The organism is Pseudomonas sp. AC112, assembly GCF_979253545.1.
Window position 1 is genome coordinate 6,041,170 of sequence record NZ_CEEDCM010000001.1, and the last position, 14,352, is coordinate 6,055,521.

The following is a 14,352-nucleotide window of genomic DNA, read 5'->3' on the forward strand; positions in this document are numbered from 1 at the left end:
CCTTTTCCCACACTCGTTCGGTTAACCCTGCAGACGCTCTATTTCGCCGATCGATTTGATTCAAAGGGAACCCTTCATGTCGCAACCTGCTCGTTTTGCGCTGCGCCCATTGGCGCTGGCCACGTCGCTGTTTTGCCTCGGCGCGCCGGCGGCCTACGCCGCCGAATCGCCCGCCACCCAGGAAACCACTCGCAACTACCGGATCGCCGCCGGCTCCCTGGTCAGTGTGTTGAACAGCTTTGCCGAGCAGTCCGGCATTTTCATCGCAGGCCACAACAACCTCGCCGCCGGTAAAACCAGCCCTGGCCTGAATGGCAGCTACACCCCAGCCAGCGGTTTGCAGCGCCTGTTGCAGGGCAGTGGCTTGCAGGCCGCCGCCCAAGGCAACAACGGCTACGTGCTGGAGCCGATTCCGGCCAACAGCGGCGCCCTGGAACTGGGCGCCACCACGATCTCCGGCCAGGGCCTGGGCGCGACCACCGAAGACACGCATTCGTACACCACCGGTTCCATGGCCTCGGCCACCGGCCTGCCGCTATCGATGCGCGAAACCCCGCAATCGGTCACGGTGATCACCCGCCAGCAGATGGACGACCAGGGTTCCAACAACATCGCCGACACCCTGCGCCGCGCCCCTGGCGTCAGCGTGCAGAACTACGACAGCGAGCGCTGGGAGTTCTCCAGCCGGGGCTTGCCGATCACCAATTTCCAGTATGACGGCGTCAACTCCACCTACGACGGCGTGTATGACTACGGCACCACCAGCACCGACATGGCGGTGTATGACCACCTGGAAATCATCAAGGGCTCGGCCGGCCTGCTGAGCGGCTCCGGCGACCCGTCGGCCACCGTCAACCTGATCCGCAAGAAACCCACGGCGGCGTTCAAGGCCTCGGTGACCCAGACCTTCGGTTCCTGGGACAACTACCGCACCGAAGGCGACCTCTCCGGCCCGCTGACCGAGTCCGGCAATGTGCGCGGGCGTTTTGTCGGCGTGTACCAGGACCGCCAGTCGTACCTGGACCACTACCAGCACACCAAGGACATCGCCTACGGCATCCTCGAAGCCGACTTGACGCCCGACACCCTGCTGACCTTCGGCATCGACCAGCAGGACACGCGCTCACGCGGCGCCAGTTGGACCGGTTTCCCGATGTATTTCAGCGACGGTTCGCGCACCCACTTCTCGCGCTCGTTCAACCCGGCTGCCGACTGGAGCCGCCGCGATTTCACCAACCAGACGCTCTTCGCCTCGGTACAGCAGAAGCTGGCGAATGACTGGTCGCTCAAGGTCAGCCTCGACCGCAAGCGCAGCCAGCACGATACCCTGCTTGCGTCCGCCAGCGGTGGCAACCCGGACCCGGTCAGCGGCGAGAACATGTACATGTTCATGGGCAAGTACAAGGGCGACCAGGTGCAGAACACCCTGGACGTCAACCTCAGCGGGCCGTTCAGCCTGTTTGGCCGCGAGCACGAGTTGATCATGGGCTTCATGGCCACGCGCTCTAAACAGGACGTGCCGGTGTACGGCTCGATCTACCCACCGGTGGGCGGCAGCATCTTCGACTGGCACGGCGAATACGCCAAGCCAGACATCCCGCGCAGCGGCCAGAACGATATCGTGCAGCGCCAGACCGGGGCGTACCTGGCCACGCGCCTGAAACCCACCGATGACCTGTCGGTGATCCTCGGCACCCGCGTGAGCACGTTCAGCGGCACCGACACGACCGACTTCTACGACCCGACCAAGGCCGACAACCGCACCACTTACCACCAGAGCGGCGTGGTCACGCCGTACGCCGGCATCGTCTATGACCTCAACGACACCTGGTCGGTGTACACCAGCTACACCCAGATCTACCGCCCGCAAACCAGCAAGGACGCCGACCGCAAACTGCTTGATCCGATCGAAGGCGATACCTACGAAGCCGGGATCAAGGCCGCGTTCTACGATGGCCGCCTCAACGCCAGCTTTGCAGCGTTTCGCATTGAGCAGGACAATGTTGCCGAGTACGTCTCGGGCTTCGAGACCGACTCGGTGTACCGCGCCATCGCCGGCGCCACCACCAAGGGCTTCGAAGCGGAGTTGTCGGGTGAAGTGCTCGACGGCTGGAACGTGTCCGCCGGCTACACCTACCAACACACCCGCGACGCCAATGACGGCTACGTCTACAGCTCGGTGCTGCAAACCACCACGCCACAGCAAGTGGTGCGCCTGTTCAGCACTTACCGCCTGCCCGGCGCCCTCGAGAACGTCACCGTCGGCGGCGGCGTAAACTGGCAAAGCGAATTCTTCGGCAATGTGTTCCAGCCGGACCCGAATGACACGGTCAACTTCGGCCACAACTCGCGCATCACCCAGGACAGCTACTACCTGGTGGACCTGATGGCGCGCTACCGCTTCAACGACCACCTGAGCACCACGCTCAACGTGAAGAACCTGTTCGACAAAACGTACTACACGGGCCTGGGCAACTTCGGCACCGGTTTCTACGGCGAACCGCGTAGCCTGCAATTGGCGACCAAATGGGACTTCTAGGCCCAAACGCTAACCTGTGGCAAGGGAGCTTGCTCCCTTGCCAAACGCGCAGCCGCCGCGCTTAAGCACCTGAAATTTGTGGCAGCCTGTGCAATGATCCTCCTTCGATCTCTCAAGGGATGGAACCGCCACCATGCCGCCGAACACACCCATGCACCCCGCGCACGCGCCGCAGTTCTGGCGCGACGAGCGCCTGCCTTTCATCGAAGCGCGCACCATTGCCGACGGACGCAAGGTCACCTACGGTCGGCACGCCCACGAGCACTTCTCCATCGGTGCGGTGACCCTGGGGCGCAGCTATTACCACTACGGCGCGCAGACCTTCCAGATCAGCGCCGGCACCGTGGTGTTGATGAACCCGGGCGATGTGCACGCGTGCAACCCCATCGACAACGAGCACTGGTCGTATCAGATGCTGTACCTCGATACGCCCTGGCTGACCGACCTGCAATACCAACTGGGGTTCAGCACCGACCAGGGCTATCGCGCGTTCAACACCCCTTACACGTGCGACCCCGTGTTGTATCGCGGGCTGTTGGCGCTCTACCGCACACTGGTGGACACGCAAGCCGAACACCTGCAAAAGCAAAGTGCGCTGGTGAGTTATTTCAGTGAAGTGCAACAGCGCCTCAACCCCTCCGACACGCCGCCGCGTGAGGTCAACCACAAGCTGGAACGGGCCGCCGAGTTTATCCGCGCCCATTGCACCCAGGCGTTGAAGCTCGAAGATATTTGCCTGGCTGCCGAGTTATCGCCGTCCTACCTGATCCGCGCGTTCAAGCAGTATTACGGACTGACGCCCCATGCGTTCCTAGTGAACCAGCGTATCCAGTTTGCCCGCGCCCAGTTGCGTAACGGCGAGCTGATCGCCGAGGTCGCCCTGGCCGCCGGCTTTGCCGACCAGGCGCATTTCCAGCGCGCGTTCAAGCTGCACTTCGCCGCCACACCCGGGCAGTACCGCGACCGGCTCAAGCCATCAGCAAATAACCCACACTGGCCACCAGCAACGCGGCCATTGAGCGGTTGAACACACGCACGCCCTGGGGGTTGCCCAGGTAGCGGCGCAGAAACGTCCCGGCATAGGCCCAGCACGCCACCGACAGGTAGCAGATCACCAGGTAGAGGCTCGCGAACAGCCACACTTGCTGCGCATCACCGTCGGCCACAAACAGCCCCATCCCCGCAACGCAGGCCAGCCATGCCTTGGGGTTGAGCCATTGCATGACCGCGCCATACAGCATCGACGGCGCGGTGGCGGTGCCATCGGCATCCAGCCGGCCATCGTCCACCGCCAGCTTCCAGGCCATGTACAGCAGGAAGACCACCCCGCCCCACTGGATCAATTGAGTCAGGATCGGCCAGCGCAGCAGCACTTCATGCAAGCCCAGGCCGATTAATACCAGCAACAAGGTGAAGCCCGCCGCGGCGCCGAACACGTGTTTCTGGCTGGCCAAAAAACCGAAGCGTGCCCCTGAACTCAGCGCAACCACATTCACAGGCCCCGGTGTGATGGAAGTGGCCAACGCAAACGCAGCCATGGAAACGATCAAGCTCATTGCAATTCCTTTTTATTCGAACGAGTGACGATGGGCCCACGGTAAAGCGCATCAATAGCGGGGTATTGAACAAAATAACCCTCGTCGAATTATTTTGTAGACGATCCCCGCAATTCCCGTGGATGGCCGACATCTCACACCTGCAGCGTGACCCTCTAGACGAAGCGGCCAGCCAGGTGCCCACAAGGTGCTTTAGACGCTTTTATTCCATTGATATAACTGCATTTTTTTCTTTCGAATGGCAGGTTTTGATAGGCAAAAATGCGTATTTGTCGAACCGCGGCCGATGCTAGAGTTCAGCCCCTCCTCAACACAAAAAAAGGAACCGCTATGTCACGTCGCCTGTTGGCAGCCGCCTGCCTGATGCTGTGTTTTTCTGCGGCCCAAGCCGCTCAACGCTGGGAAACCCTGCCGCCAACGCCCGCCCCCGTGGCCGGCGCCAAGAGCGGCTATGCCGCCGTCAACGGCATCAAGGTCTATTACACCCGCACCGGCCATGGCTCACCGGTGGTGCTGCTGCACGGTGGCTTGTCCAACTCCGATTACTGGGGCAACCAGGTCAAGGCGCTGGCCGCCAAGCACACGGTGATCAGTCTCGACAGCCGTGGCCACGGGCGCAGCTCACGGGACGACAAACCCTACGGCTACGACCTGATGGCCGACGACGTGGTCGCCGTGCTCGACAGCCTGAAAATCCCCCGCGCCGATATCGTCGGCTGGAGCGACGGCGCCATCATCGGCATCGACCTGGCCCTGCGTCACCCGGACCGTATCGGCAAAGTGTTCGCCTTCGCCGCCAACACCCAGACTGCCGGGGTGAAGGATGGCGTCGAGAAGAACCCGACCTTCGCGGCCTTCATCGAACGCGCGGGCAAGGAGTACGGCAAGCTGTCGCCAACGCCGAAAGAGTACGACGCGTTTGTCGAACAGATCAGCCATATGTGGGCCAGCCAACCGAACTGGACCGACGCACAACTGCAAAGCATCAAGACGCCGATTCTGATTGCCGATGGCGACCATGATGAGGCGATCAAGCGCGAACACACCGAGTACATGGCCGCGACCATTCCCGGTGCGGGCCTGTTGATCCTGCCCAATACCAGCCACTTTGCCTTCCTGCAGGACCCGGCTTTGTTCAATGCGGCATTGCTGGGCTTCCTCGACGGCAAATAGACCCTGTACCCTGTCGGCGCGCATCACCTGCGCGCCCACCGTTTCCAGCCACGTCAGGACGCCAATGCCCAACCCCATTCCACGAAGGCGCAACGCCGCCGTCACCCGCGAAGCCATCTTGCTCTCCGCGCGCAAAGCGTTCGCCCAGTCGGGCTATGACGGCGCCGGCGTAGGTGAAATCGCTGCCGGCGCGGGGGTGACCGCGATGCTGGTCAACCGCTACTTCGGCTCCAAGGAGCAGCTGTTTGCCGAAGTGATCGCCGACACCATGGCCAGCCCGATCATCCTCACCGAAGGCAACCTCCATTCGCAAAACCTCGGACGCACCCTCGCCACCGCATTGGTCAGCATTACCGAAGCCGGCAGCACGCCGCTGGAAGGTTTCCTGATCATGCTGCACTCGGCTTCCAGCAAACGCGCCGCCATCATCGGCCGCGAACAGGTGGAAAAAGGTCACCAGGCGACCATGGCCGCCGCCCTCGAGGGCGCTCACCACGAGGAGCGCGCGGCGCTGGTGATGGCGTTGGTTTCCGGGTTCCAGGTGATGCGCCAGATGCTCGAACTGTCGGCACTGGCCAAGGCCGATCCCCAGGTGTTGGTCGACCTGCTGACGCCACTGTTCCAGCAGTTGGTGGATGGCCAACCCCAACCTATTTGACAAACAACTCGCGGTCCCGCGCCTTCACATGGCCGGGTCGGTAGTAGGCGTCAAACCAGGGTTTTTGCCCCGCTGCCGGTGGCTTGGCCAGGCGCAGGGTCTGCAGCGCACCGGGCTGGCTGGCATTGACGCGAAAGTGGAAGTGGTCAAACAGGCGCAACGCCTCGATGGCATACACCACGGCGACCTTGCGGTCTTCAATGCGGATCAGGTGATCGCCGTTGTTCTTCTCCCCGCCTCCGGCCAGGTTGGATGACCCGGTGTACACCGTGGGGTTGGCGCCATTGAAGTCGGTGACCACAAACTTGTTGTGCACCATGTTCCCCGCATTGCCCGACCATTCCGACCTGAACGGCGCCGGCGCGTTACTCGCCAGGTAAGCGAACGGCAGCAGCCCCACCGAGCCGTCCGGCTTGCGCACCGCCAGCTTACCGGTGCGCTGGGCCACACCATAGGAGAACAGCGCGCGCTGCATCAACTCATCCAGCGCGGTGCGCACTTTGCCGTTGATCAGGCTGAGAAACACGATGGAATACAGCACCGAGCTGGTGGCGTTTTCGATGCTGGTGGCGATGGGGTCCAAGGACAGTGCGCTGTCGGCATGGGGTGCAAAGCACAACGAAACCTTGGAGCCCGGCTCGTCGCGCACCACCCACCACTGTTGCGCGAGCGGGTGCTGGCGGAACGTCGCGGGCGATTGCCAGTAAACATCGAATGCCTCTGCAAACTTGCCCGCGACCCTTTCATCGTCGAACAACAGCACGTTATTGGCCTGGATATACAGGCCGCGCAGGGCAAAGTTGGTGGAGCCGCCCAGCACGCGGATCGCCTTGCCGGCGCGGCGCACTATCAGCACTTTATTGTGCTGCTGGCTGGAAAAATGCAAGCGCTTGACCTGTGCCCCTGCTGCGCTCAAGCGCGTGGCGCTGAGGCTTTCACAGCTGTCGGCGGCGCCTTGGTCGCCATGGTCGTCGATGATTGCGCGCAGGCGTGGGCCGAGCTGTTCCAGGCGGCGCAGGAGGTCGGGCTCCTTGCTTTCGTAGATCAGTGCATCAAGGGTCAGCTCGGAGTCGTTGGCCACTTGATCAAGCACCTGCAGAATCAACTGCCGCGCCTCGAACCCCAGCCATTGGTAATTGCGTTCGAACGGCGCCATGTCCAACTCCAGGTAGGCGCTGGGCGCAGAGCGAGCCGGCGGCAGGATGCGTGTTTCATTGTCGAAACGGTCGCCGTACGCCTGCGACGACGCAAAACCTCGGGTGAAACCGATATTCACGAACTGGTTGAGGGTTTGCGCTTCGAGGCTGACCTGCCCCTCTACGCCCACACCCTTGCTCAGCACGCCGTCGGCGCCCATGTAGCAGGCGGTGACCCGGTAGCGGTAATAGCCCGGAAGGATCTCGCTGGGCACATGGACCCAGCGGAATTTCTGGAACGGTGCCTCGGTGGACGGAAAAGTACGCGGTCGCTCGGGCGTGGGCGGGTAGTCAAAGTGCAACCGGTTGTGCAGCACGCCCCAGTGCGTGCTGCCGGGGTAACGCACTTCGATGCTGAAGCCGACAAAATCGACGGTGGCGAGGTCGGGGGCCAGGTCGAATGCCAGCAGTGCAGCGCCCTCTCCTCGGTACAGCTTGAAGGTCAACCCTTGGAACGTTGTCTTGCTCTCGAAATCGGCGCTCAAGTGATGTCCCTTCCAATGGGAGACGGTCCTTAGAGTCTAGCGCCTGCGCGGCATCAAGCCAGTGGCGCTTGCGTGACGATATCGTCAATGCCCAACACCCGCCCATCCTTGGCAACGATCTCGATTAACACAGCGGCCGTTGGCACCCTGCGCGTCAGCTGTGCCTCTGTGCCGATCCTGGCCAAGCTCAACCGTTGATCAAGGAAAAATGTGCGCCCACCCCGGCGCGCACGCCCTCGGCCACGGCCAGCGCCACGGAACCGGCGGCGAGGGAGGCATCACCACAGGCAAACACACCGGGCACGGAGGTCTGGCGCATGTCATTGGTGAACAGATAAGGGCCAGTAGGGCCGTCGGCCAACTCACACCCCAGTTGTGCGGCCAATGGGCTGATCTGCGTGCGAGACATTGTGAAGAGACCGTCGAGGCTGAACACCCGGCCATCGTCCAATTCCAGGTCGGCACGCGCACCGCAGATCCTCCGTACCACTCCGCTTTCCACACGCACCCCACGACGGTCCAACTGCGCCTGCTGTTCGGCATCCGGGGTAAACACGCCATTGGTAAACAACGTGGTGGTGCCCCAGTCCGGCAGCATCAGCGCGTGGTGCATGGCCAGCGGTGAGGTCGCGAGTACCCCGATGCGGCCTTGGTCCAGCTCATAACCATGGCAGTAAGGGCAGTGGAATACGTGCTTGCCCCAGCGTTCTTCCAGGCCTTCGATGTCGGGCAGCACGTCGACTACACCCGTGGCGAGGATCAAGCGCTTGCCTTCAAAGGTACCGTTATGCTCGGTGCGCACGCTGAAGCCGTCGGCCTCAACCACGCGGTCCTGCACCCACGTGACCGTTGCGTATTCCATCAACTGGCTACGACCTTCGGCGGCGATGATCGCTGGCGCCTGCCCGTCCTGGCCGAGAAACCCGTGGGATGTGCCTGCAAAGCGGTTGCGCCGCTGCCCGGCATCGATCACCAGCACCTGGCGCCGCGCCCGTGCCAATTGCAGGCCAGCGGACAGGCCGGCGTAGCTGCCGCCCACGATGATTACGTCGTACATCATGAAAATGACCCCATGCTGTGTGCACCCGGTTATCCGGACGCTTTCACGACACACCATAAGTTACGTAAAAATAGGCCGTCAAGCGTCTCGCAACTTTTCAGGTTGCGAAGGATACTGTGTACTGAATTGACCCGAGGTCCTTTGATGAGAAACGACACCCGTCTTTCGCGCATGCTGCATGTGCTGATCCATATGGGTCGCCATGAAGAGCGCGCCACGTCGGAAACCATCGCGCAGATGCTGGGCACCAACCCGGTGGTGGTCCGGCGCACGCTCGGGCTGCTCAAGGAAAAGGGCTACGTCCGCTCGGAAAAAGGCCATCAAGGTGGCTGGAGCCTGGGCAAGCCGTTGAGTGAAATCACCTTGCTGGAGATTCACAACGCCTTGGGCACGCCGTCGATATTTGCTATCGGCCTGTCCACTGACCACCCGGAATGCCTGGTGGAACAAGCGGTGAACGCCGCGCTGACGGACGCCTTCAAGCAAGCCCAGGCGCTGCTGTTGAAGCGCCTGGGCGAGGTCACGTTGGCGCAATTGGCTGAAGATTTTGACGAGCGCTATCGCGTGGCGATGCTGCCTTAGCGCTGGGCGGGGATGCGGATATCGCCGTCGGGGCACTGGGTTTTTACGCTACGCGGGCAACCGGCGAACGCCAGGTCCTTGGTCAGGCACACCCGCACCTCCGACAACACCTTGCCTTTGCAGATCACTGCCAGCCCATGGTTGCCCATGCGCGGGTTGCTCTCGCGAAACAACGCCTCGATCTCACTGGCCTGCAGCGACGGCGGCGTATTGAATGGCTGCAACGTCTGCGGGATAGTCACCACGCCCAGTGCCTGGTCGGTTTTTCCCAGGTAGGCCAACGGCTCCAGCCCCGTGCACGTGCCGTGCTTGGCCCATTCGTGCTTGAGCAGCGACCGGGTCGGGAACAGGGCCGCGCCCTTCTCGATCGCTTCGTGAGTCAACTGCGCTTGGGGTACGCATGAGGCCGGCCACCCTCCCCGTGCGTACTGCGGCCACAAACCGTGCAACACAAAACCGTAGCCCTTGCCCGAGCACTGTTCATTGTCCGGGTGCGTCAGGCAAAAGGTCGGCGACCACGACAGCGACAACACATAAAAATCAAACTCCCCCGGCGTACCCTGGGTACGCGGGGCCGCCCCTGCACTTGCGGCCAGTACCAGCCACAACGCCATCCAGTATTTCATCCGTCCATTCCTTCCAAAGACAACAAACCTATCGCGTTTACCCAGGATGATGGGGGTTACGTTGTAGCACCTTGTCGAGGATGCGATCGGTCTTCAGCGCCTCGATGCCCAGTGACGGGTGCTCGGCGTCGCCGCGGATATGCGCGTTCATCGCCAGCACGTGGTGCCACTGGATGTGCGCGTGGCACGGCACTTCCAGCACCTCGTTGGTATCGCCTTCAAGGTGCAGGGGCTGGTCTTCGAAGACCGAGAAGCAGATGCGCCCACGGCTGCCGATCAGTTCCACCCGGTCCTCACGGCGGTCTGCGACGAAATTCCAGCAGCCCATGCCGAGTGCGCCCGAACTGAAGGTCCAGCACGCCGTCACGGCGTCCTCGGCCGCATAGCGCCCGGCTTGTCGCGCAGTAAAGCCCGAGACTTCGATGATGTCGCCGGCCAGGTACTGGAACAGGTCGAACCCATGGCTGGCCAGATCGGCAAAGTAGCCTCCGCCGGCAATGGCCGGGTCGGTGCGCCAGTTGGCGGCGCTGGCATCGTCGACGCCCGGTGGTTTGCACAAGGTCCAGGTCAGATGACGCAGCTCACCAATCCGCCCGTCCCGCAGCCAATCACGCACTTGCTGGAAGCGCGGCAGCGAACGCCGGTAGTAGGAGACAAACAGATGCAACCCGGCGCGTTCGAAGGTGCGCTGCATCAACGCGCTTTGCTCGGCATTGAGGGACATGGGCTTCTCGACGCAGCAATGCTTGCCGGCCGCCGCGACCATCAGGCTGTATTCGAGGTGACTGTCCGGCGGCGTAGCGATGTACACCGCGTCCACCTCGGGGTCGTTGATCAGTGCCTGGGCGTCGGTGTAGAAGCGCGCAATGCCGTGGCGTGCCGCATAATCGCGCACCGCCTCTTCACGGCGCCCCATCACGGCCACCAACGCCGAACCTGGCGCTTTGTAGAAAGCGGGTCCACTCTTCAATTCAGTGACACTGCCACAGCCGATCATGCCCCAGCGTACGGTGCTCATCTGCTCTCCTCGTCCGTTTTGATCAATCGGGCAGTATCCACATCCCCACACGTCAGCGCCATAACCACTTAGCATGACAATTGCATTACACTTTTATGACACTCATCCCGCTGCGGGGCACAGACGATGAAAATCAGGGCCACGGTCATTTGCGAACACGAAGGGCATATCCTCTTCGTGCGCAAGGCCAGATCAAAATGGGCGCTGCCGGGGGGCAAGGTCGAACGCAACGAGCGTCCGGTCGGCGCGGCGGCCCGCGAGCTGGAAGAAGAGACCGGGTTGAACGTGGACGGCTTGCTGTACCTGCAGGAGCTCAAGGCGCGCGACACCGTGCACCATGTGTTCGAAGCCTCGGTGGTAAACCTCGCCGATGCAAAACCTTGCAATGAAATAATCGATTGCCAGTGGCATCCCTATGGCGCCATGGACGACCTGGACACTACCGACGCCACCCGGCACATCGTCAAATCCTTTCTACGTCGCCTGTAATTCAGCGCTCTGCCCGCTGGCCTCGAGACCTCGTTTTACCCCACCATTCTCTTTCTGCCGTTCGACAAAGGATCTGACGAACGCGGCAGCGGCTGCATGTGCCACCGTACGGCTCAGGTACCGGCTCGATGACCAGGAACGCCACGCGCCAGGCATCCTCGGCCAGCGCAGCAAAGACCTTGCCCGCCGCCTCGAAGGTGATCAGCGCCAACTCGACACCCAGCCCTTCAGCCAAGGCCTTGGCCAACGCCACGGAGACCCCCCGTGGTTCGCCGCCCGCGCCGCGTTGCGCCAGCACCGGGTTGCCGAAGTTGATGGCGGCACGCAGCACGCCATCGGGGGCCAGTTGTTGCAGTACAGCGGGATCAATCATCGCCTGTACTCAAGACCGAGGCTTCTTCCCTCCCTCCTGCCCCCGCAAATACAACGCCTCCACCAACCTCTGCCGTTCTTCCCGAGGCAACGTCGCGGCAAACTGCGCCAACGTTGAATCCACCAACGCCCGCAACGCCATATCCGCCTCCCGCGCCTTGGCCAACTCCGTCACCAGCACATCCCGGTCCAACGTCGGCGCCTCCAGTTGCTTGATTACCCCCAACCGCGCTTCCCGCCCCGCCATCACCAACGGCTGACTGTCCGCACGGTTCTGCCGCAGCAATGTGCGCAACTCCTTGCGCCGTTCCGGGGGCAACTTGACCATCGCCTGCCGCAACCCATGCTGGTTGACCAACGCCTCCACCGGCTTGGCACTCGCCACCCAGTGGTACCACCCACCGCCCACCCCGCCGATCAAAAACACATTGAGCAGCACCGAGACAAGCAACCACGGTTTCAGGGATTGAGCGCTCATTGCTCGGTGTCCTCGGCATTGACGGAAAAGATGACCTGCGCATCGCCCTGATCAAACACACTGGGCAACACCTCGGCGGACACCATCGGCAGCGGCACGCTCATGGACGCCACCAACATGCCTGTGGCGACGCCGGCAATGCCCACCCCCACCAACCCCGCAGGCGACAACCATCCGGCATAACGCGACCAGAACGACGCGCGACGCGGCGCAGACTGGCGAATCTGCCGGGCCAGTGCCGGGTCGAGAAAGGCCAGTTGATGGCTGTCCAGTTGGGCATCCAGCCAGCCAGCGGCGTGCAATGCTTCGCGCGCACTGGCATTACCACTGTCGAGCAGCGCCTGTGCGGCGCCTTGCTCTGCCAATGGCCAGCGCTGTAGATCGGCCCCGTAGGCGTCGGCCAGATAAGCAAATCGTTCAGGTGTCATGATGTTCCCCTTCCTGGGCGGGCAAGCCCGGGTGTGTCGGCAAGTTGACTGCGCAACTGGCGTCGGGCCCGCGACAGCAGGCTCTCCAGTGCCTCGACGCTGATATTCATCAGGGCCGCGGCGTCGATGTTCGACAGCTCCTGGTAGTACTGCAACACAATCGCTTCACGCTGGCGCTCGGGCAACGCCGCCAACGCGGCGGCCATGCGAGCGCTGCGGTCGGCGGCTTCCAACTGTTCGTCCAGGGACGGCGTGGTGTCGACCAACGCCGCCGTATCGTCGTCGCTCAACGGGCGCTCCTTGCGTCGGCGCAAGCGGTCATGGCACAGGTTGAGCGCAACCCGGTGCAGCCAGGTGTCGAAGCGCGCCTCGCCACTGCGCCAACTGGCCGCGTGGCGCCAGATGCGCAGGAAGCTTTCCTGGGCCACGTCCTTGGCCTCATCGGCATCCCCCAGGATCCGGCTGGCGAGCGCCAGCAGACGCGGCAGTTTGCGCGTCACCATTTCGTTGACGGCCGCAGGCTCGTTGTTGCTGATACGTGCAAGCAGCTCAACGTCCGGATCAGTGTCTTTCAATCGGGCAATTCTCGGTCAGCGGATCCAATGCCCTTCACGCCAGTACCAATTGGGGCCATGGGCCTCCCAATGGCCGGGCTCCCAGCGCGCGTTGCGCATCACCGGTTGCCAATGACCAGGCTCCCAGGCGTAGCCACGCCCTTCCCAGCGCCAGTGCCCGCGGTCCCAGGCGTAACCGGGGCGCTCCACAGGGATCACTTCCACGCGTTGCGGCGGTGGCGCCTGGCGGATGATGATTTCGGTCTGGGCAAACACAGGGGCGCTGACAAACGCGGCGAGGGCCAGCGGAGCAAGCAAGGCAAAACGCAATTTGGCCAGGGGTCTCATGGCAACTCCTTCATGCAACAGGCGACAGTGCAGGTTGCTGATGGGTTGAACGGCGGGTGGCGAAAAATCCGTCGCAGAACGCGCGGATTATTTACGGGAGCAGTATTGCCCAGGGGATGGCGGGGCTTGATGAAATGTTTGAAAGCTTGGCGACGGATTTACCCACGTGGCGGCGTTGAAGGATTAACGCTGATCAACCCAAGAGGAAACACCATGTACCGCCGACTTTACATGCTGGTTGCCGCACTGCTGATTGTCAGCCTGAGCGGCTGCGTGATCGTGCCGGAACACCGCCATTGCTGCTGGCGGTACTACGGCGCCCTCGATGCGCCGAGCCACACCGTCAACGGCTAGCCCACCGCCGCAAACCCACGGCGCCCAGCCTTGATCTCGGTGCGCAACTCGCCAATCAGGTTTGAGATGGAACGGATGCTGTCCAAACCGTTGGGGGACACACCCGTCAGTAACAACTCGACCCGGCCAGACACTGGTTCGAAGATATTGATGCGCAACGAGCCGTCGCTGTTGAGCGTGCAGTCGCACGTCAGCGGCAGGAAACCCGAGGCCATGATGCGGTTGAATTCAACGATTGAAATCATGATAAGTCCCCTTCCCTGGGCCTCACCCGGTAGTTGTGATGGAGACAGAGTAGATGAGGTTTTACGGGGCATGTAGCGATTCATGCAAAAGTGTTAGCCAGGCCTCATTTCGTCCTGGAAACGTCGAATCGCTGACGCCAGAAAACCCGCCTTTAAACCTCTCGTCTGCTGTTGCCGCGAGCACTTGACTC

17 protein-coding genes and 1 pseudogene are annotated in these 14,352 nt (G+C 62.3%); 7 read left to right on the forward strand and 11 right to left on the reverse strand.

The features are described 5' to 3' along the window. The first annotated feature begins 76 nt into the window (after positions 1-76). Both AC0IYN_RS27950 and AC0IYN_RS27955 read left to right on the forward strand, forming a co-directional pair. Positions 77-2,539, forward strand: a complete 2,463-nt coding sequence (locus AC0IYN_RS27950) for a TonB-dependent siderophore receptor (RefSeq protein ID WP_457238675.1) — start codon at positions 77-79, stop codon at positions 2,537-2,539. 133 nt (positions 2,540-2,672) lie between these two features. Beyond that, on the forward strand, positions 2,673-3,566 hold the full coding sequence (locus AC0IYN_RS27955; protein ID WP_457238676.1) for an AraC family transcriptional regulator: 894 nt from the start codon (positions 2,673-2,675) through the stop codon (positions 3,564-3,566). On the opposite strand, the gene AC0IYN_RS27960 is transcribed toward AC0IYN_RS27955, so the two are convergent. Next, positions 3,508-4,095, reverse strand: coding sequence for a LysE family translocator (locus tag AC0IYN_RS27960; RefSeq protein WP_406597460.1), 588 nt, complete (start codon positions 4,093-4,095; stop codon positions 3,508-3,510). The two genes, AC0IYN_RS27955 and AC0IYN_RS27960, sit on opposite strands and share 59 nt — an antisense overlap. Positions 4,096-4,425: 330 nt before the next feature. Here AC0IYN_RS27960 and AC0IYN_RS27965 point away from each other — a divergent pair, with 330 nt between their 5' ends. Continuing rightward, positions 4,426-5,268 carry an alpha/beta fold hydrolase gene (locus tag AC0IYN_RS27965; RefSeq protein ID WP_406597461.1) on the forward strand — a complete coding sequence of 281 codons (843 nt, stop codon included), beginning with the start codon at positions 4,426-4,428 and terminating at the stop codon, positions 5,266-5,268. A gap of 64 nt (positions 5,269-5,332) precedes the next feature. Then, positions 5,333-5,926, forward strand: a complete 594-nt coding sequence (locus AC0IYN_RS27970; protein ID WP_471844295.1) for a TetR/AcrR family transcriptional regulator — start codon at positions 5,333-5,335, stop codon at positions 5,924-5,926. Here AC0IYN_RS27970 and AC0IYN_RS27975 read toward each other — a convergent pair. Both AC0IYN_RS27975 and AC0IYN_RS27980 read right to left on the reverse strand, forming a co-directional pair. After that, a complete protein-coding gene (locus AC0IYN_RS27975) occupies positions 5,919-7,607 on the reverse strand; it encodes a phospholipase D-like domain-containing protein (RefSeq protein ID WP_471844297.1) in 1,689 nt (562 codons plus the stop codon). The genes AC0IYN_RS27970 and AC0IYN_RS27975 overlap by 8 nt on opposite strands. A 187-nt stretch (positions 7,608-7,794) precedes the next feature. After that, positions 7,795-8,667: an NAD(P)/FAD-dependent oxidoreductase gene (locus AC0IYN_RS27980; protein WP_471844299.1), complete on the reverse strand. Its 873-nt coding sequence runs from the start codon at positions 8,665-8,667 to the stop codon at positions 7,795-7,797. A gap of 144 nt (positions 8,668-8,811) precedes the next feature. On the opposite strand from AC0IYN_RS27980, the gene AC0IYN_RS27985 reads away from it, so the two are divergent. Then, positions 8,812-9,249, forward strand: coding sequence for an Rrf2 family transcriptional regulator (locus AC0IYN_RS27985; RefSeq protein WP_471844301.1), 438 nt, complete (start codon positions 8,812-8,814; stop codon positions 9,247-9,249). Here the strand turns inward: AC0IYN_RS27985 and AC0IYN_RS27990 are convergent. Then, positions 9,246-9,875: a ribonuclease T2 family protein gene (locus AC0IYN_RS27990; protein ID WP_458375098.1), complete on the reverse strand. Its 630-nt coding sequence runs from the start codon at positions 9,873-9,875 to the stop codon at positions 9,246-9,248. The two genes, AC0IYN_RS27985 and AC0IYN_RS27990, sit on opposite strands and share 4 nt — an antisense overlap. 37 nt (positions 9,876-9,912) lie before the next feature. Beyond that, positions 9,913-10,893 carry a Gfo/Idh/MocA family protein gene (locus AC0IYN_RS27995; RefSeq protein ID WP_406597466.1) on the reverse strand — a complete coding sequence of 327 codons (981 nt, stop codon included), beginning with the start codon at positions 10,891-10,893 and terminating at the stop codon, positions 9,913-9,915. Positions 10,894-11,019: 126 nt separating this feature from the next. Between AC0IYN_RS27995 and AC0IYN_RS28000 the strand changes: the two genes are divergently transcribed. Further along, positions 11,020-11,382 carry an NUDIX hydrolase gene (locus tag AC0IYN_RS28000; protein WP_078048065.1) on the forward strand — a complete coding sequence of 121 codons (363 nt, stop codon included), beginning with the start codon at positions 11,020-11,022 and terminating at the stop codon, positions 11,380-11,382. Between the two features lie 112 nt (positions 11,383-11,494). Here AC0IYN_RS28000 and AC0IYN_RS28005 read toward each other — a convergent pair. The 5 genes and pseudogenes from AC0IYN_RS28005 to AC0IYN_RS28025 form a co-directional block, all read right to left on the reverse strand. Then, a pseudogene (locus AC0IYN_RS28005) lies at positions 11,495-11,755 on the reverse strand (restriction endonuclease); the annotation flags it as partial. 9 nt (positions 11,756-11,764) lie between these two features. Further along, positions 11,765-12,232: a periplasmic heavy metal sensor gene (locus tag AC0IYN_RS28010; protein WP_471844304.1), complete on the reverse strand. Its 468-nt coding sequence runs from the start codon at positions 12,230-12,232 to the stop codon at positions 11,765-11,767. After that, positions 12,229-12,660, reverse strand: a complete 432-nt coding sequence (locus AC0IYN_RS28015; protein WP_406597468.1) for a hypothetical protein — start codon at positions 12,658-12,660, stop codon at positions 12,229-12,231. Before AC0IYN_RS28015 ends, AC0IYN_RS28010 begins: the two co-directional genes overlap by 4 nt. Further along, on the reverse strand, positions 12,657-13,235 hold the full coding sequence (locus AC0IYN_RS28020) for an RNA polymerase sigma factor (protein ID WP_099493940.1): 579 nt from the start codon (positions 13,233-13,235) through the stop codon (positions 12,657-12,659). The genes AC0IYN_RS28015 and AC0IYN_RS28020 overlap by 4 nt, the downstream gene beginning before the upstream one ends. A gap of 15 nt (positions 13,236-13,250) precedes the next feature. Beyond that, positions 13,251-13,562: a YXWGXW repeat-containing protein gene (locus AC0IYN_RS28025; RefSeq protein ID WP_406597469.1), complete on the reverse strand. Its 312-nt coding sequence runs from the start codon at positions 13,560-13,562 to the stop codon at positions 13,251-13,253. Between the two features lie 213 nt (positions 13,563-13,775). Here AC0IYN_RS28025 and AC0IYN_RS28030 point away from each other — a divergent pair, with 213 nt between their 5' ends. Continuing rightward, positions 13,776-13,916 (forward strand): hypothetical protein, encoded by a 141-nt coding sequence (locus AC0IYN_RS28030; protein WP_177409459.1) that lies wholly within the window; start codon positions 13,776-13,778, stop codon positions 13,914-13,916. On the opposite strand, the gene AC0IYN_RS28035 is transcribed toward AC0IYN_RS28030, so the two are convergent. Continuing rightward, a complete protein-coding gene (locus AC0IYN_RS28035; RefSeq protein WP_078048059.1) occupies positions 13,913-14,161 on the reverse strand; it encodes a DUF1652 domain-containing protein in 249 nt (82 codons plus the stop codon). The two genes, AC0IYN_RS28030 and AC0IYN_RS28035, sit on opposite strands and share 4 nt — an antisense overlap. Positions 14,162-14,352 lie beyond the last annotated feature (191 nt).

What these genes read in the sequence shown, in the direction of transcription:
- AC0IYN_RS27980 (WP_471844299.1), bottom strand. Translation starts at nt 8,667, where the DNA reads ATGATGTACGACGTAATCATCGTGGGCGGCAGCTACGCCGGCCTGTCC.
- AC0IYN_RS28000 (WP_078048065.1), top strand. Translation starts at nt 11,020, where the DNA reads ATGAAAATCAGGGCCACGGTCATTTGCGAACACGAAGGGCATATCCTC.
- AC0IYN_RS27990 (WP_458375098.1), bottom strand. Translation starts at nt 9,875, where the DNA reads ATGAAATACTGGATGGCGTTGTGGCTGGTACTGGCCGCAAGTGCAGGG.
- AC0IYN_RS27950 (WP_457238675.1), top strand. Translation starts at nt 77, where the DNA reads ATGTCGCAACCTGCTCGTTTTGCGCTGCGCCCATTGGCGCTGGCCACG.
- AC0IYN_RS28030 (WP_177409459.1), top strand. Translation starts at nt 13,776, where the DNA reads ATGTACCGCCGACTTTACATGCTGGTTGCCGCACTGCTGATTGTCAGC.
- AC0IYN_RS27955 (WP_457238676.1), top strand. Translation starts at nt 2,673, where the DNA reads ATGCCGCCGAACACACCCATGCACCCCGCGCACGCGCCGCAGTTCTGG.
- AC0IYN_RS27970 (WP_471844295.1), top strand. Translation starts at nt 5,333, where the DNA reads ATGCCCAACCCCATTCCACGAAGGCGCAACGCCGCCGTCACCCGCGAA.
- AC0IYN_RS28010 (WP_471844304.1), bottom strand. Translation starts at nt 12,232, where the DNA reads ATGAGCGCTCAATCCCTGAAACCGTGGTTGCTTGTCTCGGTGCTGCTC.
- AC0IYN_RS27965 (WP_406597461.1), top strand. Translation starts at nt 4,426, where the DNA reads ATGTCACGTCGCCTGTTGGCAGCCGCCTGCCTGATGCTGTGTTTTTCT.
- AC0IYN_RS27995 (WP_406597466.1), bottom strand. Translation starts at nt 10,893, where the DNA reads ATGAGCACCGTACGCTGGGGCATGATCGGCTGTGGCAGTGTCACTGAA.
- AC0IYN_RS28035 (WP_078048059.1), bottom strand. Translation starts at nt 14,161, where the DNA reads ATGATTTCAATCGTTGAATTCAACCGCATCATGGCCTCGGGTTTCCTG.
- AC0IYN_RS27985 (WP_471844301.1), top strand. Translation starts at nt 8,812, where the DNA reads ATGAGAAACGACACCCGTCTTTCGCGCATGCTGCATGTGCTGATCCAT.
- AC0IYN_RS28025 (WP_406597469.1), bottom strand. Translation starts at nt 13,562, where the DNA reads ATGAGACCCCTGGCCAAATTGCGTTTTGCCTTGCTTGCTCCGCTGGCC.
- AC0IYN_RS27960 (WP_406597460.1), bottom strand. Translation starts at nt 4,095, where the DNA reads ATGAGCTTGATCGTTTCCATGGCTGCGTTTGCGTTGGCCACTTCCATC.
- AC0IYN_RS28015 (WP_406597468.1), bottom strand. Translation starts at nt 12,660, where the DNA reads ATGACACCTGAACGATTTGCTTATCTGGCCGACGCCTACGGGGCCGAT.